Origin of the sequence: Wocania ichthyoenteri Th78 (genome assembly GCF_000789235.1) — a bacterium.
GTDB lineage: Bacteria > Bacteroidota > Bacteroidia > Flavobacteriales > Flavobacteriaceae > Wocania_A > Wocania_A ichthyoenteri.
The window spans coordinates 2,989,320-3,012,046 of the sequence record NZ_KN525716.1; the positions used below are offsets into that span (position 1 = coordinate 2,989,320).

The following is a 22,727-nucleotide window of genomic DNA, read 5'->3' on the forward strand; positions in this document are numbered from 1 at the left end:
GGTTTAAACATATTGGAAACTTAGTAGTTATCATATTAATTAAGATTTTGATATTCTGGATTTAAAAGTGTTGGAATTGGGGCTTTTGTATTATTTCTCCATTGATCTAATAGTCTTAAAAGCTTTAAAGCTTTTTTCGACCTTTTTAAAGCTAGGTTATTATGCTCAGAGATGTCTTTCTTCAAATTATATAATTCAACTTCATTGTCTTCAAAATAATGATGTAGTTTCCACTTTCCGAGACGAACTACGGATCCTGGTCTTGTTCTGAATAAAGGATCTCTTCCAGTATCTTTGTTATAACCTCCAGCAGCTTGTAAATAAATAGGAAAATGCCAAAACAACGCACGCTTTTTAATTTTGCCTTTGTTGAAAAGGATTGGAGTTAGATCTAGTCCATCTAAAGTTAAATTAGAATGAGGTGTTTTTGTGATATTTAAAAAAGTGGGATAAAAATCGATATTATTAACTGGTGTTTTTGATACTGAATTAGGTTTAATTTTATTATCCCATCGAATAATTAATGGGACACGTATTCCTCCTTCATAGTATGCACCTTTACCGGCTCTAAGTGGGGTTTGCTCAGAAACCGAATATAAACCACCATTATCAGATGTAAATACGATTATTGTTTTATGGTTTAGCTTCAAGGTTTTAATAGTGTTTAGTAACCGTCCAATATTGGTATCCATAGCTTCAATCATGGCTGCGTAAGTAGGGTTGTTATGTGATTTTGAAGTTTGTTGTTGTTGGTATTTTTTAATAAGTTCTTTTTTACCTCGAATAGGTGTATGTACTGTATAATAAGTCATATACAAGAAAAAAGGCGTATTTTTATGTTGATTTAAAAACGAAATAGCTTCGTTAGTTAATCTGTCTGTAAGATATTCTCCTTTAGGACCATCTTTAAGGGCTTTATTTTTGTATGGACTGAAATATGATTTTGGATGACCAGTATGTGTGCCTCCAATATTTATATCAAAGCCTTGTGAGGTGGGGTTTTTTCCTAAATGCCATTTCCCCATTGAAGCGGTTATATAACCTTCTTTTTTTAATACTTCAGCAATAGTAATAATACTATCGTTAAGAATAGTAGTGTTAGGTGTTGGAATTAATTTCCTGTGTTTTGATAAGCCTCTTTTAGAACTATTTACGGTGTAAATTCCATGTCTAGGACTATATAAGCCTGAAAGTAAACTAGCTCGACTAGGAGCGCAATTTGATGCTGAAGCATAGGCGTTTGTGAATTTGAGTCCCATAGTTGCTAAACGGTCAATATTTGGGGTTTCATAATAGGAACTTCCATAACAAGATAAATCTGTCCAACCTAAATCATCAATATTTATATAAATAATATTAGGTCTTTCTTGTGCATGATTTATTGATGCAATTAAAATCCAGAAAAAGAAAGAGAACCATAACTTATTCATACTTATGCTAAATATATTACTATTTAATAATAATTTCATCTATAAAAATCCACCCTAAATTACCAGCTCCTTCATGCTCTTCTGGAATTTCTTTTATGGTTTTTATAGTCAATTTTATATATCTTGATTTTTGTTTTGTATTTACGGTTAAGGTTTCGATAAAATTATGTTTAGCGTTGATTTTTGTTGAAGTTTTAGATTGAATGGTTTTGCTGAAATTTATGCCGTCATTTGAAAAGCTAACCTCAAATAGTTTTGGACTAAAAACCCAATTTGAAGGATTGTGCAAATAGCCAATAGTTATTTCTGAAATGGGGTTTATTTTATTCAAATCTAAAATAAATTCTAAATCATTTCCCTCTTGTCCAATCCATTGTCCAGAACTATAATCAACATAACCACGTTTCCCATCAATGAGTACTTCGATATTTTTATATCGGTTATTAAGCTTATTTACTGACTTAATTTTCCCGTTTATTCCTAAGTGGTTTATAAGTTTTGTTTTTTTAGGAATATCGGTTTCATAACCGTGCTCCCAAGCTATATATTTGGCTTTAAGTGCCTCAATAATTTCTGGGTGTTTATCTGCAAGATTTGTCATTTCTGAAATATCTTCACTTAAATTTGAAAGAAATAAAGCATCACGTTCTAAATTTAATTCTCCTTTGTGTGAGGTGTCTTTTGGGTAACCCATAAGTTTCCAATTACCATTTCTAACGGCCCATTGGCTACCGTATTTCCAAAAAGCTTCTGTTCTTTGTGAAGCGGTATTTGGGACTTTAATTACTTCAGACATATCTAAGCCATCAATATTTTTGGGTAAATTATTAAAATTGCAAAGCTTAGATAAGGTTGGGAGCCAATCTGTATTCAACATAAATTCATCATTTACAATATTCTCAGGTAAATTATTTCTCCAACTTATTATGGTTGGTAGCCTAATTCCCCCTTCAAATAAACTGCTTTTTGCGCCACGATATGGTCCCGAATTTCCGCCGCCATTAAAAGCACGTGTTTCTGTAGAGTAACCATTATCTGATTGATATACAATTATCGTATTATCTCGTATTCCGAGTGCTTCCAATTTATCAATTAAAAACCCTATACGTTCGTCAATGGTCGAAATAAAAGCAGCGTAATCGCCTCTAGGTTTTTCAACATGTTTATAGTAATCTCTCCACTTATTTGTGGGTTGATAGGGATAATGTGGCATGTTGATAGCGTAGTACATAAAAAAAGGATTTTCTTTATGTTCTTCAACATAATTTAAAGCTTTATTTGAAGCTAAATCTGGAAAATATTCACCATCGTAAAAAACCTCTTTTCCGTTTTCATATAAATCATGAACGTTGGGTCCAGCCCAAAAGAAAAAGTGAGAATAATTATCTATACAACCATTTAAATGCCCAAACGAATAATCGAATCCTTGTGCGTTTGGCGAAGTTTCGGCACTCATACCTAAATGCCATTTACCAATATGCCCAGTTTTATATCCGTTATCTTTAAACAGTTCTGCAAGCGTATATTGCTCATTTGGCATGCCGTGAGAACCTGGGACATGTGAGGTGTTACCATTAACACCTGCATTTTGAGGGTATTTCCCCGTTAACAACGCTGCTCTTGATGGTGCACAAACAGGTGCAGCTACATACGACTGCGTGAAACGAGTACCTTCTTTAGCAAGTTTATCGATATTGGGACTGTAAATATCTGAAGCGCCGTAGCAACCTAAATCAATAGCGCCTTGGTCGTCTGTATAAATTACAATAACATTAGGTTTGTTTTGGGTAAAACACTGTAATCCAATCAGTAACATGACTAAGTTGATTTGCCTTTTACGTAGAAGAGAAATGAAATTAATTTTCATGGTTTATTTGATAACTTATTTAAAGTTAAAAATAATATAAATTAATATATCGTTATTTAGACAAATAACACATCTTTTACCATAGAAAACACATTTGCTGAAGTAATTAAAAAGCTCCTAAAGTAATTTTAACTAAAGGAGCTTTTTTTTAATAAGTTTTGTTTTTATTGCTTTTCAATCCACTTTCTAGCATTAACAAATGCTTCTAGCCAAGGCGAAACTTCGTCTTTTCTACCTTTAGGGTAATGTGCCCAATTCCATTGAAAAGTTGAGCGCTCAATATGTGGCATCGTTACTAAATGACGCCCCGATTTATCACACATCATAGCAGTATTAAAATCTGAACCATTTGGATTATGAGGATATTCAGCATAGCCATATTTTGCAACAATATGGTATTTGTCTTCAGAGTAAGGTAAACTAAATTTACCTTCACCATGAGAAATCCAAACCCCTAAAGTGGTTCCTGCAAGGGTTGATAACATTACAGAATTATTTTCTTGAATTTTTACTGAAGTAAACGAACTTTCATGTTTATGTGACTTATTATAAGTTAGTTTTCCATGAATTTCGTGTTCTGGATTTACTAAATCTAATTCCATCCAAAGTTGTGCGCCATTACAGATTCCTACGGAAAGCGTATCTTCTCTTTCAAAGAAATTTTTAAGTGCTGTATTAGCTTTTTCATTGTATTTAAAAGCGCCTGCCCAACCTTTTGCAGAGCCTAAAACATCAGAATTACTAAAGCCACCAACGGCTCCAATAAATTGAATGTCTTCCAAAGTTTCACGACCAGAAATTAAATCGGTCATGTGCACGTCTTTCACATCAAAACCAGCTAAATACATAGCATTAGCCATTTCACGTTCAGAGTTGCTTCCTTTTTCACGAAGGATAGCTGCCTTAGGCCTTGTATTTCCTATGACTGGTAATTTTCCAGTGAAATGTTTAGGGAAGGTATATTGTAAAGGTTGATTTTTGTAATTGTTGAATCTATCTTCAGCTAAATTATTTGCAGTTTGTTTTTGGTCGAGTAGGAAAGAGGTTTTATACCAGACATCTCTTAATCTCGATACTGTCATAGTGAATACTTCAGCTTGATTAATAACATTTAGTACATCAGACTCGGTTACTTTTCCAATATTGAAATACTCAATATTTGCTTCTGATAAAACTGTTTCTACTGAAGCATCTTTTGCTTGAAACACAATTCCTGAATTTTCGGCAAATAAGATTTTAAAAGAATCTTTTTCATTTAAAACACTTAAATCTAATTCAGCACCTAAATTAGTGTCAGCAAAACACATTTCTAGTAACGTTGTAATTAACCCGCCTGAAGCTACATCATGTCCAGCAATAATTTGTTCATCTTTAATTAGTTGTTGAATGGTATTAAATACATTCTTAACGTAAGATGCATCTTTTACATTTGGTGTTTCATTCCCTATTTTATTAAGTATTTGTGCAAACGAACTTCCACCTAATTTAAAATCATCTTGTGATAGGTTGATATAATAAATATCACCTGCATTTTTTTGAAAAACAGGCTCTATAACTTTAGTAATGTCGTTACAATTAGCAGCAGCAGAAACGATAACCGTTCCTGGAGCAATCACTTCCTCATTCGGATATTTTTGCTTCATAGAAAGCGAATCTTTTCCGGTAGGAACATTAACGCCTAAATCGATAGCAAACTCTGAAATAGCTTGTACTGCTTCATATAAACGTGCATCTTCACCTTCATTTTTACAAGGCCACATCCAGTTTGCAGATAACGAAACGGATTTTAAACCATCTTTAAGTGGTGCCCAAATAATATTGGTTAAGGCTTCAGTAATGGAGTTTCTACTCCCAGCAATTGGATTGATTAATCCAGAAATAGGCGAGTGCCCAATAGAAGTTGCAATACCTTCTTTTCCTTTGTAATCTAGCGCCATAACACCAACATTGTTAAGCGGTAATTGTAATGGTCCTGTGCATTGTTGTTTCGCCACTTTTCCACCAACACAACGGTCAACTTTATTGGTTAGCCAGTCTTTACACGCTACAGCTTCTAGTTGTAATACTTGGTCTAAATACTTATAAAAATTATCAGAATTATAAGTAACATCTTTATAATTTCTTTTGATAGTTTTATCGGTCAATATTGTTTTTGGAGAACTTCCAAACATATCTTCCATGGCTAAATCCATAGGTTTATTGCCTTTGGTTTTAGATTGAAAAGTAAAACGGTCGTCTCCTGTAACATCACCTACGGTGTACATTGGCGAACGCTCGCGGTCTGCAATTTTATGTAAAGTTTCTAAATGCTCTTCACCTATAACCAATCCCATTCTTTCTTGAGATTCATTTCCTATAATCTCTTTATCAGAAAGTGTTGGGTCGCCAACAGGTAATTTGTCTAAATCTATTTTTCCGCCTGTATCTTCAACCAATTCCGATAGGCAATTTAGATGTCCACCAGCTCCATGATCGTGAATGGAAACAATAAAATTCTCATCGCTTTCTACCATACCACGAATAGCATTAGCAGCACGTTTTTGCATTTCTGGGTTAGAGCGTTGTACCGCATTTAATTCGATACCTGAAGCAAATTCACCTGTATCTGCTGATGATACCGCTGCACCACCCATTCCGATACGGTAATTTTCACCACCAAGAATGACTATTTTATCACCTTGCTTTGGAGTGTCTTTTAATGCTTGATCTATTTTTCCGTAGCCAATACCACCAGCTTGCATGATCACCTTATCGTAACCAAGTTTACGTGGTTGAGACCCTTCGACTGCGCTCAGGGTGACATCGCTACTCTCGTCATGTTCAAAAGTTAAAACTGAACCGCAAATAAGTGGTTGACCAAATTTGTTTCCAAAATCTGATGCGCCGTTTGATGCTTTTATTAAAATATCAATAGGCGTTTGGTATAGCCATTTGCGTTCTGAAAATGCTTTTTCCCATGATCTGTTCTCTTCTAAACGAGAATATGAAGTCATGTAAACTGCTGTTCCAGCCAATGGCAACGAACCTTTTCCTCCAGCAAGTCTATCTCTAATTTCTCCGCCTGAACCTGTTGCAGCACCATTAAAAGGCTCAACGGTTGTTGGAAAATTATGAGTTTCTGCTTTAAGTGAAATTACCGATTCAAAATCTTGTGTGGTATAATAATCTGGAACATCGGCACGTTTTGGAGCAAATTGCTCCACTTTTGGACCTTTTATAAAAGCTACATTGTCTTTGTATGCCGAAACAATATCATTTGGATGTTGTTTTGAGGTTTCTTTTATTAATTTAAAAAGTGATGTTGGTTTTTCTTCACCATCAATCACAAAAGTTCCATTAAAAATTTTGTGGCGACAATGTTCTGAGTTTACTTGTGAAAAACCAAAAACTTCAGAATCGGTTAATGATCTGTTAATTTTTTTTGAAACATCTTCTAAATATTCAACTTCTTCATCACTTAATGATAATCCTTCTTGTTGATTGTAAGCAGCTATATCCTTAATTTCTAAAATGGGTTCTGGTTGAATATCAATAGTAAATGAGTCTTGATTTAACCCATTGAATTTTTCAAAAATCATCGGGTCGAAATCTGAAAAATCTTCTGAAACCGATTGAAACTCTTCAATTCTAATAATATCAGAAACCCCCATGTTTTGAGTTATTTCAACCGCATTGGTACTCCAAGGTGTTACCATAGCAGCACGCGGACCAACAAAAAAAGCATCCAATGATGCTTGCTCTATTTTTGGCTGGTTGCCAAATAACCATACTAATTTTGAGATGGTTTCAGTTGATAATTCTTTTGTTGTTTGAACAGCAAAAACTTTGCTATTTGTGTTTCCAAAGAAATGAATCATTATCTATCTATTTGTGTGTGTTTAAAGAAAGTGCAAAAATACACATTTTTAACCATTCAGAATGTCTTTTTTTATCAAAGCGCAAGCTGTTATTAACAGTATTTTCAACAAGACTTTCAATTATTTGGACGTTACCTTTCAGGTCGGGCTTTCAGCAGTCGCTCCCTCCTGCGTCGGGGAGCTTCAACAAATGCTTCAATCCCTAACGCACTTGTCCGCTAAGGTTTTGTCATTCCTGCCTTACGACTTCGCTCAAGATAAACTTCGGCAGGAATCCATTTTGCTTTATTTTTGTGGATTCCTCATCAAGTGCGGAATGACAGAAATGCTAAAAATATTTTTGAAGAATTGATTTTACCGAGCTATAATAACTACTGCCAAACAAATTTAAATGCACCAACAAATAATACAATTGGTAAATGTCTATTCTAGCAGATGTATTTTCATCCAATGGATAATACGAGTGATATGACTCATAAAAAGATTCACCAAAACCACCAAACAATTTTGTCATAGCAATATCAACTTCGTTGTGTCCGTAATAAACGGCAGGGTCAATTAAATACGGTTCACCATTTTTTGAAATAAGATAATTACCGCTCCATAAATCACCATGAAGTAACGATGGTTTTATGCCTTTAAACAATAATTCTAACTGATTTTTAATGTGTTGTTCAGACGGACATTCAGCAACAGAAAGTAAACCTTTTTGTTTCGCTAGTTCAAGTTGAGGTAACAAGCGCTCATGAGTATAAAATTCAACCCAATTTTTGTGGGCAGAATTGCTTTGTGGTAAACTACCTATGTAATTATCTTTATCTAATCCAAAATTATCCGAAGAACATTTATGTAGAGTAGCCAGTTGTTCTCCTAAAAGTTTAAAATCTTCTGTTGTAGCTCGTTTAGATTCCACAAAATCCATCAGTAAAAAGGCAGAATTTTCAAAACTATCAAAAGCTAAAACTTTTGGTGTTTTTATTGTGTTAGTTTTGGCAATCAGGTCTAAACCATAAGCTTCGGTTTGAAACATGTTTAATGTGCTGGCACTATTCAGTTTTAAAAAATATGAGTTGTTTGCAGTGTCAATTTTATAAGCTTGTGAAATGTCGCCACCACTAACCGATGATACTTTTGTAATGGTTTGATTTAGTCGGTTTGAAAGGTGGGATTTTAGATTAGTTACCATTAACCAGAAAAATGAATGATTTACTTGTTAATTTCTTTTTCATAAACAGGATAAGTTTTTGAACCAATTCTGTCGTCATTAAAGAAATCTTCAACTTTATAGAGCCTTTTTAATTCATTATTCATGAAGAATTTTAATGTGCCTTTAAACTCTTCTATTTTTTGGTAATGTTCTATTCCTAATTCATAATACTTTTCTCTGGTTACTTCTTCAGGCAATGAATCATCTATTTTGCCACTTACATTATTAAATAAAAAAACACTTAATTCAGTGAGTTTGTGACCAGTGATATCATCTAACCAAAAACTTTTTTCCTGAGTTTTTCGTAGTTCTGAAGAAATGTGATTAAATCCTACTGAACCACAAAATAGTCCATGAATCATGCCTTTCTCGGTATAGACAATATTAGAAAGTATATTTATGAAGCGATTTAAATCTTCATAAGCATTGAGCCTTTTGTCTAATAGTTTTTTATAATAATCCTTTTTGTAATTTGAGTTGTGAAGCTTCCAATTAAAAAAGGAAGTTAGTATTGCTGAAAAAACTGAACTTGTTAGGATTGCCAATATTATTTCTGTAGTGCTCATATTTTCTTTTTTCGTTTATAACAACTCTGTACAATCTGGTTATAAAACACTTCTGTTTTAACATGCTCAAACTCTAACGATTTTGGTAACACATCAAACAACGGAATACCATCACCTAAAATAATAGGAATAGTGGTTAAGCGTAATTCATCAATTAAATCGTGCTTTAAAAAATTTTGAACCACTTTACCACCATCAATGTACAAGTTGTTAAATCCTTTTTTGTGAATAGTGTTTAAAACATAGGTTTCATTTCCATTTAATAAAGTAACCTTGTCTTTTAAATTTTCAGGAACTGTTTTAAGTGAATGACTTAAGACAAATACGGGTTTGGTATAAGGCCATTCTATATCAAAACCTAGAACGGTTTCAAACGAGGTTCTGCCCATAATAATGGCATCAACTTCATTCATGAGGGTGTTATAACCCATATCTAGTTGGTCTGGATTTGGAATCATGTCTAACCAATCTAGTTCTCCATTCTTGCCAGCGATATAATTGTCAATGCTTTTCCCGAGGAATACGATGTTTTTTGGTTTCATATAAAGGCATGCTTTCATTAACCTGAACTAGTTTTCAGAATCTCTTATAAAAGTAAAAATTAATTTTGATATTCTCACGTCGCACTTTGGTACTCTTCAGAATGACATAAAAACAATTGGATTTAAGCTTTACGCTCCAATAACGCCATATAAAATCCGTCAAATCCAGATTGGTGAGCTAGTACTTTTTTGTCTTTAACTAAGGTGAAATTTTCTCCACCTTCCGATTTTAAAAAGGCAGCTACTTGTTCTTGGTTTTCAGATGGTAGTATCGAACACGTTGCATAAACTAATTGTCCGCCAGCTTTAACCATTTTAGAATATTGTTGTAAAATATCTTGTTGTGTGGTTTTTATTTTTTCAACAAAATCGGGTTGTAATTTCCATTTAGCATCTGGGTTTCTACGTAAAACTCCTAAACCAGAACAAGGTGCATCAATTAAAACACGATCTGCTTTATCATATAATTTTTTAATCACTTTAGTAGATTCTATAACACGGTTTTCAATGTTGTGCGCACCGTTTCGTTTGGCACGCCTCTTTAATTCATTTAATTTATTGCCATAAATATCCATAGCAATAACTTGCCCTTTGTTTTCCATTAAAGAAGCAATATGCAACGTTTTACCACCTGCACCAGCACAAGCATCAACAACACGCATTCCTGGTTTTACATTTAAAAACTCAGCGACCAATTGCGATGAAGCATCTTGTACTTCAAACCAGCCATTTTTAAAAGCTTCGGTAGAAAATACATTGGCGCGTTCTTTTAATTTTAAAGCATTCGGATAATTTGCTAAAAACTCAGTTTCAATTTCAGAATCAAATAGTACTTCTTGTAATTTTTCTTTAGTGGTTTTAAGGGTGTTTACTCTTAAAATAACATCGGCTTGTTCGTTTAAAGCAGTAATTTCTTTAGTCCAAACCGCTTTTCCTAATTCTTTTTCTCCCAATTCATCTATCCAATCTGGAATTGACTCTTTGAATTTTCTAATTTTCGATAACTCATCAAAGCGCCCTTTTATTTTGCGTAAAGGTGTGCCTTCAAAATATTTCCAATCGGGTAGTTTTATACCTTTTAAAGTTGCCCAAACAGCAAACATGCGCCACAGATTATCTCTATCAAAAGGTTCTTTAACCTCTGCAATTTCAGCATATAAACGTTTCCAACGTACCATATCGTAAGTCGTTTCGGCAACAAAACCTCTATCGCGTGCGCCCCAACGTTTATCGCGTTTTAAAAGTTGTTGAATAACTTTATCGGCATACTTTCCTTCGTTAAAAATTAAGGTTAAACCATCAATAACTGCAAAGCATAAATTTCTGTGTAATCGCATCGTATATAAATAAGGCTGCAAAGTTACGCTAAATGCTAGGAATACACGAATGTTTTTATTTTTTGAGTGAATAGACTTATCTTTCTTGCAAATTTGTATTTATGAAAACGTTTTTTGCCAATTTTTGTGTTTTGTTGTTTTTGTTTTCTTGTGGTGAAAAAAGAAAGTTTAAACTGAGGAATTTTTCTAAGGTTGAAATTGAAACTATTTTTGAGGATTCGTTGTTGAGTATTAGAGCCATTGATATACTCGATGATAAAAGTTTGGCTTTTGCTGCCAATAATGGTGTTTTTGGACTTTACAATCCTAAAAATGAATTATGGCAAACATCCATACAACATAAAGATTCTTTTAATTTGCATTTTAGATCTGTGGCACACACTAAAGAGGATTTTTTTATGCTGAGTATTGAAAACCCAGCGTTTTTGTTTAAAACAGGACATGATGGAAAAATGGAATTGGTTTATGAAGAAGCTGCCAAAGGGGTTTTTTATGATGCCATGACTTTTTGGAATGATAACGAAGGTATTGCCATTGGAGATTTAGTAGGAGGATGTTTAAGCATAATAATTACTCGTGATGGTGGAACTACTTGGACAAAATTGTTCTGTGATGATTTACCAAAAGGAGCTGAAAATGAAGGTGCTTTTGCCGCAAGTGATACTAATATTGCCATTGTTGGTTATAATACATGGGTTGCAACTACAGCTGGACGCGTTTATTATTCACCCGATAAAGGAAATACTTGGGAGGTATTTGATACGCCAATAGTTAAGGAAAAAGAAACAGAAGGTATGTATTCTATCGATTTTTATGATGCTTTAAATGGTTTTGCAATTGGTGGCGATTATACCAAACCAGAAGGTAACGCTGCCAATAAAATAAGAACTAATGATGGTGGAAAAACTTGGGAGTTGGTAGCGCAAAATCAAAATCCTGGATATAGAAGTTGTGTACAATATATTCCAAATAGAGCAGGGAAGGAGTTGATTGCTATTGGTTTTAAAGGGATTGATTATAGTAATGATTCCGGAGATACATGGAAGCGTTTAAGCGATGAGGGTTTTTATACCATCAGATTTTTAAATGATAGTGTTGCGTATGCGGCTGGCGCTGGAAGAATTTCTAAGTTAACGTTTAGAGAATAAAAAAGAGAAGTCTATTTTTATTCTAATTTCTTTTTTTGCCTTCTTGACGTCTCTTTTTATATTGCTCAAAAAGTTTTCTTTTAAAACTTTCTTCAGCAATTTGTAATAGAAGTATTTTTTTAGGGGAAATAATTGTTTTTAGTTTACTAGCTAATTTTATACGTTCGTTATGTAAACTGTTTTCAGCTTTTGATAACCTATCTAATAATTCTTGAGATTTTTCATCAGTGAGTGTTTCATAATTATCCTTAATCTCTTTACGAATACTTCTAATATCTTGGTGCTTTAGTTTAAAAATATTATCATCATATACATTGTATATTGGCCAAAATTGTTGCGCTTCTTTTTCTGATAAATTTAATTCTTCTGTAATATGTGCTACTTTAAGCGCTTTAATATGTTCTTTTCTCTCTTTTCCTTGCGAAAAGGCAGTTAATGTTAAGCTCGCAAAAAGCATTGTTATTATAATTTTTTTCATGCTTGTTTTATATGTTTATTCTATTAATAAATCTTCAATATTTGTGTTATTTAATAAATAATCTTCTAATAAATCTTCTGAAATATTGGTGTTTATAAATGTTTCTGAACTTAATTCTTCTTCGGTTAATAAAGTGGCTAACTCGTAAGTTGTAAAACCTTCTTCAACTAAATAATTTTCAATAGAAGCTGTTTCTAACGAATCGAAAGTTAATTTTTCTGAAGCATTAAAAGTGATGCTAAACATAAGTATTAAACTTGCAGCTACTGCAGATGCATAAGCTACTTTTCTCCATGAAAATAAGGAGATTACTTTGGTTTCTTCTTTATTATCGAGGCTGCTTAAAATTTTATCATCAACGGTTTTAAAATAATCGTCTGGAACTTTAAACCCTGTCGATTTACTAACCTTTAATTCATCTTTATTTTTTAATTTGGTTAAAAGAATTTCATCAAAAGACTCGAAATATTTTCCTGGTGTTTTAAAACCTGAAGACTTTATGTTATGTAAATTGTTGTTTTTCATTTAGTTATTAGACTAATTTCTGTTTAAAAGGTTTAATTTTTAGTTAAATAGTCTTCTATTTTTTTTACTGCAATATGATAGGATGCCTTTAAAGCGCCTTCACTAGTTTCTAAAATAACAGACATATCTTTATATTTGATTTCATTAAAATACTTCATATTAAAAACTAATTGTTGTTTTTGTGGTAACGTTGCAATGGCTTGTTGTAGTTTTAGTTGAATGGTATCACCTTCAAAATAAACGTCTGTCGTTAAATTATTTATAGCTATTTGTTGTACTTCTTCGCTTGTTACTTGTAATCGTTTTGCTTTTTTGTTAATGAACGTAATGGACTCGTTTGTGGCTATTCTATACATCCATGAAAATAGTTTACTATCTCCCTTAAAGTTATTAATATTTTTATAAACCTTTATAAAGGTGTTTTGTAGCACATCATCTGCATCATCATGCGATTTAACTATATTACGAATGTGCCAATACAAACGCTCCTTATAAAGGGAAAGCAAGGTTTTAAAGGCTTTTTCTTTATAGGAGCCAGATTTTAATTGTTCTAATAATTGTGAGTCGTCAATCAAAGAAATAGTTTGCTTGTTAGACTATTAAATATACTAAAAGTTTAATAGGATTTTTTAATATTTTTAAAACACTGAAAAACAAGTGTTTAATTTATATTTTATCGATTAAGTGTATTTTAAATACGATTAAATGTATTTTTTCTTGTGTAGTCTGTTTTTTTGATTTATGTTTGTACCAGAAACCTACTTATGTTGCTAGTTTGTCCCCAAGTCTAGCAATGAATAAAAAAAAGGATAGAAACCCAAATCTCTATCCTTTTTTAGTTTTTACAGATGTAGCTTCTATTCAAAACTTTGCATTTCTACTAATTTTTTATAGGTACCGTTTTTAGCAATAAGATCGTTGTGTTGTCCTTGTTCATCAATTTCACCTTTCTTTAAAACTACGATTTCATCAGCGTTTTGTATTGTTGATAAACGGTGAGCGATAACAATAGATGTTCTGTTTTTCATCATGTTTTCTAAAGCTACTTGTACCAGCCGCTCACTTTCAGTATCAAGTGCTGAGGTGGCCTCGTCTAAAACCATAATTGGTGGACTTTTTAATACGGCGCGTGCAATACTCAAGCGCTGTTTTTGTCCGCCAGAAAGTTTATTACCAGCATCACCAATATTAGTATTAATACCTTCTGGTAAATCTTTAACAAACTCCCAAGCGTTGGCAATTTTTAAAGCTTCAATTATTTGTTCATCGGTAGCCTTATCATTACCCAATTTCATGTTGTTTTTTATGCTTTCGTTAAAAAGAATGGCGTCTTGGGTTACAATACCTAATTGCGCTCTTAAAGAGCTTGTTGTTAAGTCACGAATATCGATACCATCAATTAAAATTTGCCCTTTGTTTACATCGTAAAAACGTGTAATTAGGTTGGCTATGGTTGATTTTCCGCTGCCAGATTGCCCAACAAGTGCCACTGTTTTTCCTTTAGGAATGGTTAGAGAAAAGTTTTTTAATACGTATTCGTCTTGGTATTTAAATGAGATGTTTTTAAATTCAATTTCAGAATCAAAACTTGTTTTCTCAATAGCATTTTCTTTATCCTTTAAAGGGTTTGGTGTGTCTATAATTTCTTGAATGCGTTCCGCGGCAGCGCCACCTCTTTTAATGTTGTAAAGCGCTCTTGAAATAGCTTTAGCTGGAGTTAATATATTATAAGATAAGCCCATAAATACTAAAAATGTACTACCGTCTAAATTAGTTTCGCCCCCAAGTACTAAATTACCTCCATACCATAAAATAACAGCAATCATACAAATACCTAAAAACTCACTACTTGGAGACGCTAGATTTTGGCGGTTTAGTAATTTATTTGAAAAATGATAAAACCGTGTTGTTGACTCCTGAAAGCTTTTATTAAATTTATCTTCTGCACTAAAACCTTTAATGATACGCAGTCCAGTAAGTGTTTCTTCTAATGTAGATAAAAACACACCTTGTTCTTTTTGAACGCGATCTGATTTTCGCTTTAAGCTTTTTCCAATTTTTGAAATAATAAAGCCCATTATGGGGATAAAAATGAAAATAAATAAGGTTAGTTGCGGACTTATGTAAAGCATTATTGTAATAGTGAAAATAATGGTTAATGGCTCTCTAATAATAAGCTCTAAAACAGATAAAAAAGAATATTGTAAATCTAGAACATCACTGGTAACTCTCGATAAAATATCACCTTTTCGTTGTTCTGAAAAATAAGAAAGCGGTAATTCTACAGTCTTTTTATAAACATTATTTCTAATATCTCTAATCACACCATTTCTAAGAAATACTAAAAAATAATTAGCTAAATAGCCAAAAATATTTTTAAGTAAGAACATAACAATAATTAACCCAACTACAAATACTAATGCTTTTGAGTCATCTCCACCAGTAAATAGGTGCATGTTGTATGCTAGTGAGTCCTCAATATAGTCATCAATCTCCATCAAACCAGAATAAACAGGTTCACTTGGGGTAATCTGAGTTATTGCTTCACCACTGCATGGGTCTATATTATCTTTCTTAAAAATAACATCTAGCATAGGTTTTAAAGCTACAAAAGATAGTGTGCCAAATAAAGCAAAAAACACATTAGAAATAATGTGTCCTATGGCATAACGCTTATAAGGTTTTGCGTATTTTAAAATATTTATAAAATGATTCATTAGCTTAATTGCATGTCTTTAACAATAGCTGCTATTTTAGCATTAAGTTGTGCTTCAACGGTTTTAAATTCTGATGCTGAATTTAAAGAGCAGTTAACACTCATATAAAATTTAATTTTTGGCTCAGTGCCACTTGGTCTTAAAGCCACTTGTGTTCCATCTTCAGTATAATAAATTAATACATTTGATTTTGGAATATCAATTACAGATTCTTCATTAGTTAGCATATTTTTTGAAACTGATAATTGATAATCTTCAATTTTAACCACTTTAGAACCATTAACTATTTTAAGCGGGTTTTCACGAGCATCAATCATCATTTGTTTTATTTCCTCTGCGCCTTCAATACCTTTTTTTGTTAATGAGATTAAATGTTCTTTATAGAAACCATGTGCTACATATAAATCTATTAATGCTTTATAAAGCGAACCACCATTTGCTTTGGCTTGAGCTGCAATTTCGCAAGCTAAAAGTGTTGAAGTTACGGCATCTTTATCGCGCACAAAATCGCCTACCATATAGCCAAAACTTTCTTCGCCCCCACCAATAAAATTAAGATCTTTAAAGTCGTGAATTAGTTTAGCAATCCATTTAAAACCAGTAAGCACAATTTTACTTTCTACATTGTAAGATGCAGCAAGCTTGTTTAACATTGGTGTTGAAACTATTGTTGAAGCTATAAATTCTTTACCTTTAATTTTATCTTCTTTTTTCCATTGATTAAGAAGAAAATCGGTCATCATTAGCATGGTTTGATTTCCGTTAAGCAATTGTAATTCGTTTTCTGAATTACGAACTGCAATACCTAATCTGTCACAATCTGGATCGGTACCAATAACAATATCTGCATTTACTTTATCAGCTAATTCTAACGCCATTTTTAAAGCAGCAGGTTCTTCTGGATTTGGTGAAGCAACTGTTGGAAAATCTCCATTTGGCACTTCCTGTTCTTTAACAATATGTACATTTTTATAACCAGCTCGTTTTAAAGTTTCTGGAACTGCAGTTATAGATGTGCCATGTAGTGATGTAAAAACAATTGTTAAATCGTCTTTTGCTGATTGTGGTGTGTTAAAGCTGCCATTGCTTACAGATGCATTAATAAAAGCGTTGTCAACCTCTTTTCCTATATAGTGAATTAAATTATTATTAGCTTCAAATTTTATATCAGCATAATCTAAATGATCTATCACACTAATAATGGCATCGTCATGTGGTGGTACCAGTTGCCCGCCATCTTGCCAATATACTTTGTAGCCGTTATATTCTGGAGGATTATGTGATGCCGTTAAAACAATACCACAATGGCAGTTTAAGTGTTTTAATGCGAATGATAATTCTGGGGTAGCTCTTAAATCTTCAAATAAATAAACTTCAATACCGTTAGCAGAAAACACATCGGCAACCACTTTTGCTAAAGATTTACTATTGTGTCTACAATCGTAAGCAATTACTGCTTTAGGCGTTTCGTTGGGAAAAGATTTGTGTAAATAATCGCTTAATCCTTGCGTGTTTTTTCCAAGTGTGTATTTGTTTATTCTGTTGGTGCCAACACCCATAATACCACGCATTCCACCAGTTCCAAATTCTAAATCTTTGTAAAAACTTTCTTGAATATCTTCTGGATTACTAGCAATACTATCTTTTATAGTTTGCTGCGTTTCTTCATCAAAAGTTGGTGTTAACCACGTATTTATTCTTTTTAAAATTTCTGGTTTAATGTGAATCATGATAGGCGTTAATTAGTTACACAATTGCAAAAATAAGCAATTCATTAGTTAGTTTATTGTTTTTGTAATTTAGAAACAAAATTTAATAACTATAACCTTTTAGCTGTAAATTTTTTAATTAAAATTCAATTCGTCTTTAACTAAATAGCGCTTTTTATTTTGCTTGGTGCGTAAAATAATTTCGCCTAAAAAACCAGCAACAAAAAACTGAGTACCTATTATCATGGTAGATAATGCAATGTAGAATTGCGGACGTTGGGTAATAAGCCTACCCATAGGGTTTATAAAAATTTTGTCAACACCTAAATAGAAAGAAAACCCAAATCCGATGGCAAACATAATAAACCCTAAAGCACCAAATAAATGCATAGGGCGTTTACCAAAACGTGATAAAAACCAAATAGTTATTAAATCTAAAAAACCGTGTATAAAACGATTCATTCCAAATTTGGTTTCGCCATATTTTCTGGCTTGGTGTTGTACTACTTTTTCTCCAATTTTGTTAAACCCTGCATTTTTAGAAAGCACAGGAATATAGCGGTGCATTTCGCCATTAACATCAATGTTTTTAACAACATCCAGTTTGTAGGCTTTAAGTCCGCAATTAAAATCATTCAGTTTAACACCAGAGGTTTTTCTAGCGGCCCAATTAAATAATTTTGATGGTAAGTTTTTAGCTATTACAGAATCGTAGCGTTTCTTTTTCCAACCAGAAACCAAATCGTACCCATCATTTACAACCATATTGTATAACTCAGGAATTTCATCTGGATTATCTTGTAAATCGGCATCCATGGTAATTACAACATCGCCTTGAGCTCTCTCAAAGCCAGCGTGTAATGCTTGAGATTTTCCAAAGTTTTTTAAAAAACGGATTCCTTTCACTTGTTTATTATTGCCAGATAAACTACTAATAATTTCCCAAGAATCATCGGTACTGCCGTCGTCAATAAAAATAACTTCATAAGAAAAATGATTGGATTGCATAACTTTTGCAATCCAATCATTTAATTCTGTTAAAGACTCTTGTTCGTTAAGTAGTGGTATGACTACAGATATATTCATTTATATGTTTCAAAATTTTACACTTCAAAAATACTGAAATTATTTAAGTGAATACTACGCTTCTTTTTTCATTACTAATCCACCAATTAAAGCATAAATTAATCCAAAAATAGCACTTAATGCTACCCAAACTGCAGAACCTAACAAAGGGTTTTGAAATTTTTTCATGATTTCCATTTGCTGTTCAACCATTTCTGGTGTAATATTAGGGTTTTCTAATAGTTTTTCTCCAGTTTTTTCTATCACTTGTCCCATAAATTCAGGATCTATAACATAGTTAAATATTAAACCATAAACTACATTCACTAAAGCGCTAATAATAGCTATAAGAAGTCCTATTTTTATAGCACTAGACAGGGTCAAAAGACCATTGTTTTGTTTTTTATATGAGCTGATAGCAAACATGATTACTACTGGAAATATTATATAGTATAAGTAATTAGGCCATTGGATCCCCTCTAAAGCCATTCCTGTTGCATAAAGAGTTACCGAAATAAGTACCATAATTGCTCCCAGAATTAATCCGTAATTAACTGAAAAATTACCTGGTGTGAGTTCTTTTGTTTCCATAATATTTTGTTTAATTTGTTAGTTGATTAGTTAGTATTCAAAGATAACAAAACGTTACATTTTTTGTGATAATAAAAAACATTAAAAAGTATTGTGCATTTACAAAAAATGCTTAAATTTGCAGCTCGAAAATTATAAAGAATAAAAAGCGTTTAGCGATGAGAAAAGGTATACATCCAGAAAATTATAGATTAGTAGCATTTAAAGATATGTCTAACGACGATGTGTTTTTAACTAAATCTACTGCAAATACTAACGAAACTTTAGAGGTTGATGGTGTTGAATATCCGCTTGTTAAAATGGAGATTTCAAGAACATCTCACCCATATTACACTGGTAAATCTAAATTAGTAGATACTGCTGGTCGTATTGATAAATTCAAAACTAAATACGCTAAGTTTAAAAAATAAACCTAGTTGCGTAAATATTTTAAAGCCTTTCAAAATAACTGAAAGGCTTTTTTTATGTTCGGTTTTTTGGTGTTCTCGAACACAACGATAACCTGCTATTTTACTAGCTAAAATACGATACAAGTACTTGCTGTAATGTCTATATTTGGGCTTTCTAAATGTAAGTATAGATGAATTATATTCTTTTTGATGGTCCTTCACGCAATAATTTGTTGCCTTTTACTTTTACAAGACCCGTTGCAGATATTAGAGTAGGTATTTTAACTATTCGAGAAAAATGGGAGGCCTATTTGGGGTCAACAATAACTACGGTAACCGAAGATTATTTATCAGATAAATATCCTATGGTTGAGATGGATGAAAATATAATGATAAGTGCCTCCTATCTACCAAATGAAAATTTAATAAACCTTGTAAAAGGTTTAAAAGAGAATCAAGCTATTTTTAATAAGGAAAATGTTATTGCTTTTTATACTAAAGCTTCTCAAGAAGAAGTTGATTTTGATACTTATGATGCAATAGAATTTAATTCTGATGTTATAAAAATAGAGCACACTTGGGATATCTTTTCTAAAAATGGAGAGGCTATTCAAGAAGACTTTAATTTAATAACTAAAGATAGAAAATCTCAACCTATTTCATCGAGTAATAATATAATTGCATCAGAAAATATTTTTATAGAGAAAGGTGCTTCTTTAGAATTCGCAACACTAAACGCAAGCAGTGGGCCAATATATATAGGAAAGAGCTCCGAGGTTATGGAAGGTGCGCTTGTACGCGGGCCATTAGCATTATGCGAAGGTGCTGGAATAAAAATGGGTGCGAAAATTTATGGACCAACTACTATTGGACCTTATTGTAAAGTAGGTGGCGAAATAAAAAACTCAGTGCTTTTTCAAAATTCAAATAAAGGGCACGAAGGTTATTTAGGAAATTCTGTAATAGGTGAGTGGTGTAATTTAGGAGCAGATACAAATAATTCTAATCTTAAAAACAATTATGCTGAAGTACGTATGTGGGATTACGAAACCGAAGGTTTTGCAAAAACAGGATTACAGTTTTGTGGACTTATGATGGGAGACCATAGTAAGTGTGGTATAAACACTATGTTTAACACAGGAACCGTTATTGGTGTAAGTGCTAATATTTTTGGTAGTGGTTTCCCCAGAAACTTTATACCTAGTTATAGTTGGGGTGGAAATGCTGGTTTTACAACTTACTTAACTAAAAAAGCTTTTGAGGTAGCTAATGTTGTTATGGCTAGAAGAGGTTTAGAGTTTACAGAACAAGATAAAGCCATATTTGAACACGTATTTGAAGAAACTAAAAAATATAGAAGGTATTAGTTTAAGAATAATTTGATGTAGTGACTAACTCTTAAAAGGTTTAAAATCAAAATATTATATTTGTTTTAAACCTTTTTTCTTTCTTAATCTAATGAAATTATTCTACTACCTCATCTTTTTAATCGGATGCTTTGGGTTTTCTCAAGTTGAAAAATATAAGATTATAGATTTAGATATTAATAACCAATATCCTCATTTTGGGTTGATGTATGCTGCTAATAATAAAATTATATTTACATCTTATCTTTTAACAAAAAAAGGCAAAATAAAAAAGATTTCAGGAAATCCTGTACTTACTATTTTTCAAGGAGAATTATCAGAAAGCGGACAAGTAATTAACACAAAACCTATTACTATTGATATTAAATATGGGATTTCTCATATTACAAGCGCAACTATCTCATCAGATAGTAAACAGCTTTATTTAACTACAAATTATAATGATAAAGACATGCCTAAAGGGAATTTTAAAGACACCAATTTTCATATTAAAGTTGGCGAATTTGATGAAGTTTTAGGTTGGACAAACTTTAAAGTCTTGTCATTTTGCAAGCCAAAATTCTCGTATGGACACCCATGTTTAAGTCAAGACGGTAGAACACTCTATTTTGTTGCAAATATTAGAGGCGGAAAAGAAACCACAAAAGGTGGATCGGATATTTTTAAAGTTGATATTTTAGAAAATAATAAATATACAGAACCTAAAAATTTAGGAAGTAAAGTAAACTCGTATAGCAGAGAAATGTTTCCGTTTGTAAGTGCTGATAACACCTTGTATTTTGCATCAAACCGACCAAATGGCTACGGCGGATTTGACTATTTATAAAAGTAAAATTAAAGCAGATGGTGCCTTTTTAAAAGCTGAAAAAATGCCAATACCTATAAATAGCCCAAAAGATGATTTTTCTTTTATTATTGATTTACAAAGCAAAACAGGCTATTTTTCATCTAAACGAGATAAAGGAAAAGGTGATGATGATATGTACTATTTTAGTGTAAATTAGCTTTTAGTCGGTATTTTTGTTATTTTAGTCGATAATTCATCATTGCCCCAATAATGATAAAACATATCTTTTCGACTCATAAAAAATTCGCATTGCTTTATTTTTCAATGCTGCTGATTGATATTGTAGTAAAATTGAATTGTTCTCCATTTCCGTATAGATTTATGTCTAAACCTTGGTTAATGCTTCTTTTGCTTGGGTACTTTTTGGTTAATAAAACTGGCGATAATAAAAAGAAACATTGGTATGTATATCTAGCTTTAACGTTTTTTTTTATTGGTGATATACTTATTATAAACGATACTAATATTATTTTTTTGAGCTTGAGTTTATTCTTTTTTTCTGTCGGAAAAATATTTTTTTGTATAAAGTTTTCACATAAAAAAGATTTTAATGTTTCAAGATTAATTCCTTTTACCTCTATTATGTTTTTGTATACTATTTTTTTAATAGGGTTTCTTTATAAAAGCCTTGAAGCTTTTTTAGTACCTGCATTAATCAGTTTTTTTTTAACATTATTAATGGTTCAATTTTCATATTTAAGACAAAGCGTATTTAGTAGAAAAAGCTATAGATACGTGTTTTTTGGAGTTTTACTATTTGTTTTAAGCGAGGGGATGATGGCAATAAAAACATTTAAATTATCATTACCACTTCAAGATTTTCTAATTATGATGTTTTATGGCATGGGAGTATATTTTATGGTATTTGGTATTATAAATGAAAAAGAATATGAGCTTGAAGATGTAGAAAAATATGATGGTGAAATAAATCTTTCCTAACTTAGCTTAGATTCAGTAAATGAATAGAATCTATATTTAAATATTCCCGTTTTTCAATATAACTTATTAGTTGTAAATTTGCAGTCTTTTAATAGAAACAGTTTATGTAATAAGATTTTTACATAAGTAAAAGTCGAAACGAATAA

20 protein-coding genes are annotated in these 22,727 nt (G+C 32.1%); 6 read left to right on the forward strand and 14 right to left on the reverse strand.

From position 1 onward, the window contains the following. Positions 1-35: 35 nt before the first annotated feature. The 7 genes from RG22_RS13010 to RG22_RS13045 form a co-directional block, all read right to left on the reverse strand. Positions 36-1,469 carry a sulfatase gene (locus tag RG22_RS13010; protein WP_204244190.1) on the reverse strand — a complete coding sequence of 478 codons (1,434 nt, stop codon included), beginning with the start codon at positions 1,467-1,469 and terminating at the stop codon, positions 36-38. After that, positions 1,450-3,297 carry a sulfatase-like hydrolase/transferase gene (locus RG22_RS13015; protein ID WP_081997726.1) on the reverse strand — a complete coding sequence of 616 codons (1,848 nt, stop codon included), beginning with the start codon at positions 3,295-3,297 and terminating at the stop codon, positions 1,450-1,452. Before RG22_RS13015 ends, RG22_RS13010 begins: the two co-directional genes overlap by 20 nt. A 164-nt stretch (positions 3,298-3,461) precedes the next feature. Continuing rightward, the gene (purL, locus tag RG22_RS13020; protein ID WP_034043979.1) at positions 3,462-7,154 is read right to left on the reverse strand and encodes a phosphoribosylformylglycinamidine synthase; all 3,693 of its coding nucleotides are present in this window, start codon (positions 7,152-7,154) and stop codon (positions 3,462-3,464) included. 328 nt (positions 7,155-7,482) lie between these two features. Beyond that, positions 7,483-8,340, reverse strand: a complete 858-nt coding sequence (locus tag RG22_RS13030; RefSeq protein WP_034043983.1) for a fructosamine kinase family protein — start codon at positions 8,338-8,340, stop codon at positions 7,483-7,485. Positions 8,341-8,360: 20 nt separating this feature from the next. Beyond that, positions 8,361-8,927, reverse strand: coding sequence for a hypothetical protein (locus RG22_RS13035; RefSeq protein WP_034043985.1), 567 nt, complete (start codon positions 8,925-8,927; stop codon positions 8,361-8,363). Beyond that, positions 8,924-9,469, reverse strand: coding sequence for a dihydrofolate reductase family protein (locus RG22_RS13040; RefSeq protein WP_034046092.1), 546 nt, complete (start codon positions 9,467-9,469; stop codon positions 8,924-8,926). The genes RG22_RS13035 and RG22_RS13040 overlap by 4 nt, the downstream gene beginning before the upstream one ends. A 122-nt stretch (positions 9,470-9,591) precedes the next feature. Next, positions 9,592-10,806 carry an RsmB/NOP family class I SAM-dependent RNA methyltransferase gene (locus tag RG22_RS13045; protein ID WP_034043988.1) on the reverse strand — a complete coding sequence of 405 codons (1,215 nt, stop codon included), beginning with the start codon at positions 10,804-10,806 and terminating at the stop codon, positions 9,592-9,594. A gap of 101 nt (positions 10,807-10,907) precedes the next feature. On the opposite strand from RG22_RS13045, the gene RG22_RS13050 reads away from it, so the two are divergent. Further along, positions 10,908-11,954, forward strand: a complete 1,047-nt coding sequence (locus tag RG22_RS13050; protein WP_034043991.1) for a WD40/YVTN/BNR-like repeat-containing protein — start codon at positions 10,908-10,910, stop codon at positions 11,952-11,954. A 22-nt stretch (positions 11,955-11,976) separates the two neighbouring features. Here the strand turns inward: RG22_RS13050 and RG22_RS13055 are convergent, their stop codons facing one another. The 7 genes from RG22_RS13055 to RG22_RS13085 all read right to left on the reverse strand — a co-directional run bounded on the left by RG22_RS13055 (position 11,977) and on the right by RG22_RS13085 (position 19,039). Beyond that, the gene (locus tag RG22_RS13055; RefSeq protein WP_034043993.1) at positions 11,977-12,432 is read right to left on the reverse strand and encodes a hypothetical protein; all 456 of its coding nucleotides are present in this window, start codon (positions 12,430-12,432) and stop codon (positions 11,977-11,979) included. Positions 12,433-12,447: 15 nt separating this feature from the next. Beyond that, positions 12,448-12,957, reverse strand: coding sequence for a hypothetical protein (locus tag RG22_RS13060; protein WP_034043996.1), 510 nt, complete (start codon positions 12,955-12,957; stop codon positions 12,448-12,450). 32 nt (positions 12,958-12,989) lie between these two features. After that, positions 12,990-13,532, reverse strand: coding sequence for an RNA polymerase sigma factor (locus RG22_RS13065; RefSeq protein ID WP_034043999.1), 543 nt, complete (start codon positions 13,530-13,532; stop codon positions 12,990-12,992). 282 nt (positions 13,533-13,814) lie between these two features. Next, complete coding sequence (locus tag RG22_RS13070) at positions 13,815-15,674, reverse strand: ABC transporter ATP-binding protein (protein WP_034044002.1); 1,860 nt, start codon at positions 15,672-15,674, stop codon at positions 13,815-13,817. Further along, positions 15,674-17,404, reverse strand: coding sequence for a phospho-sugar mutase (locus tag RG22_RS13075; protein WP_204244191.1), 1,731 nt, complete (start codon positions 17,402-17,404; stop codon positions 15,674-15,676). The genes RG22_RS13070 and RG22_RS13075 overlap by 1 nt, the downstream gene beginning before the upstream one ends. Before the next feature lie 114 nt (positions 17,405-17,518). Beyond that, a complete protein-coding gene (locus tag RG22_RS13080; protein WP_034044004.1) occupies positions 17,519-18,469 on the reverse strand; it encodes a glycosyltransferase family 2 protein in 951 nt (316 codons plus the stop codon). Positions 18,470-18,523: 54 nt separating this feature from the next. Then, positions 18,524-19,039, reverse strand: a complete 516-nt coding sequence (locus RG22_RS13085) for a DUF4199 domain-containing protein (protein WP_034044007.1) — start codon at positions 19,037-19,039, stop codon at positions 18,524-18,526. Positions 19,040-19,197: 158 nt separating this feature from the next. Between RG22_RS13085 and RG22_RS13090 the strand changes: the two genes are divergently transcribed. The 5 genes from RG22_RS13090 to RG22_RS13110 all read left to right on the forward strand — a co-directional run bounded on the left by RG22_RS13090 (position 19,198) and on the right by RG22_RS13110 (position 22,581). Next, entirely contained in the window at positions 19,198-19,449 is a 252-nt protein-coding gene (locus RG22_RS13090; RefSeq protein ID WP_034044011.1) for a type B 50S ribosomal protein L31, read from the forward strand. A 170-nt stretch (positions 19,450-19,619) separates the two neighbouring features. After that, complete coding sequence (locus RG22_RS13095; RefSeq protein WP_034044014.1) at positions 19,620-20,795, forward strand: GlmU family protein; 1,176 nt, start codon at positions 19,620-19,622, stop codon at positions 20,793-20,795. Between the two features lie 91 nt (positions 20,796-20,886). Beyond that, positions 20,887-21,621, forward strand: a complete 735-nt coding sequence (locus RG22_RS13100; RefSeq protein WP_034044016.1) for a TolB-like translocation protein — start codon at positions 20,887-20,889, stop codon at positions 21,619-21,621. Continuing rightward, positions 21,593-21,799, forward strand: a complete 207-nt coding sequence (locus RG22_RS13105; RefSeq protein WP_156113386.1) for a hypothetical protein — start codon at positions 21,593-21,595, stop codon at positions 21,797-21,799. Before RG22_RS13100 ends, RG22_RS13105 begins: the two co-directional genes overlap by 29 nt. A gap of 164 nt (positions 21,800-21,963) precedes the next feature. Continuing rightward, a complete protein-coding gene (locus RG22_RS13110) occupies positions 21,964-22,581 on the forward strand; it encodes a lysoplasmalogenase (RefSeq protein ID WP_262507890.1) in 618 nt (205 codons plus the stop codon). Positions 22,582-22,727: the final 146 nt, after the last annotated feature.

Bases quoted from the DNA above. Each gene is read 5' to 3' on its own strand.
- RG22_RS13010 (WP_204244190.1), bottom strand. From the start codon at position 1,469: ATGAAATTATTATTAAATAGTAATATATTTAGCATAAGTATGAATAAG.
- RG22_RS13015 (WP_081997726.1), bottom strand. From the start codon at position 3,297: ATGAAAATTAATTTCATTTCTCTTCTACGTAAAAGGCAAATCAACTTA.
- purL (WP_034043979.1), bottom strand. From the start codon at position 7,154: ATGATTCATTTCTTTGGAAACACAAATAGCAAAGTTTTTGCTGTTCAA.
- RG22_RS13030 (WP_034043983.1), bottom strand. From the start codon at position 8,340: ATGGTAACTAATCTAAAATCCCACCTTTCAAACCGACTAAATCAAACC.
- RG22_RS13035 (WP_034043985.1), bottom strand. From the start codon at position 8,927: ATGAGCACTACAGAAATAATATTGGCAATCCTAACAAGTTCAGTTTTT.
- RG22_RS13040 (WP_034046092.1), bottom strand. From the start codon at position 9,469: ATGAAACCAAAAAACATCGTATTCCTCGGGAAAAGCATTGACAATTAT.
- RG22_RS13045 (WP_034043988.1), bottom strand. From the start codon at position 10,806: ATGCGATTACACAGAAATTTATGCTTTGCAGTTATTGATGGTTTAACC.
- RG22_RS13050 (WP_034043991.1), top strand. From the start codon at position 10,908: ATGAAAACGTTTTTTGCCAATTTTTGTGTTTTGTTGTTTTTGTTTTCT.
- RG22_RS13055 (WP_034043993.1), bottom strand. From the start codon at position 12,432: ATGAAAAAAATTATAATAACAATGCTTTTTGCGAGCTTAACATTAACT.
- RG22_RS13060 (WP_034043996.1), bottom strand. From the start codon at position 12,957: ATGAAAAACAACAATTTACATAACATAAAGTCTTCAGGTTTTAAAACA.
- RG22_RS13070 (WP_034044002.1), bottom strand. From the start codon at position 15,674: ATGAATCATTTTATAAATATTTTAAAATACGCAAAACCTTATAAGCGT.
- RG22_RS13075 (WP_204244191.1), bottom strand. From the start codon at position 17,404: ATGATTCACATTAAACCAGAAATTTTAAAAAGAATAAATACGTGGTTA.
- RG22_RS13080 (WP_034044004.1), bottom strand. From the start codon at position 18,469: ATGAATATATCTGTAGTCATACCACTACTTAACGAACAAGAGTCTTTA.
- RG22_RS13085 (WP_034044007.1), bottom strand. From the start codon at position 19,039: ATGGAAACAAAAGAACTCACACCAGGTAATTTTTCAGTTAATTACGGA.
- RG22_RS13090 (WP_034044011.1), top strand. From the start codon at position 19,198: ATGAGAAAAGGTATACATCCAGAAAATTATAGATTAGTAGCATTTAAA.
- RG22_RS13095 (WP_034044014.1), top strand. From the start codon at position 19,620: ATGAATTATATTCTTTTTGATGGTCCTTCACGCAATAATTTGTTGCCT.
- RG22_RS13100 (WP_034044016.1), top strand. From the start codon at position 20,887: ATGAAATTATTCTACTACCTCATCTTTTTAATCGGATGCTTTGGGTTT.
- RG22_RS13105 (WP_156113386.1), top strand. From the start codon at position 21,593: ATGGCTACGGCGGATTTGACTATTTATAAAAGTAAAATTAAAGCAGAT.
- RG22_RS13110 (WP_262507890.1), top strand. From the start codon at position 21,964: ATGTCTAAACCTTGGTTAATGCTTCTTTTGCTTGGGTACTTTTTGGTT.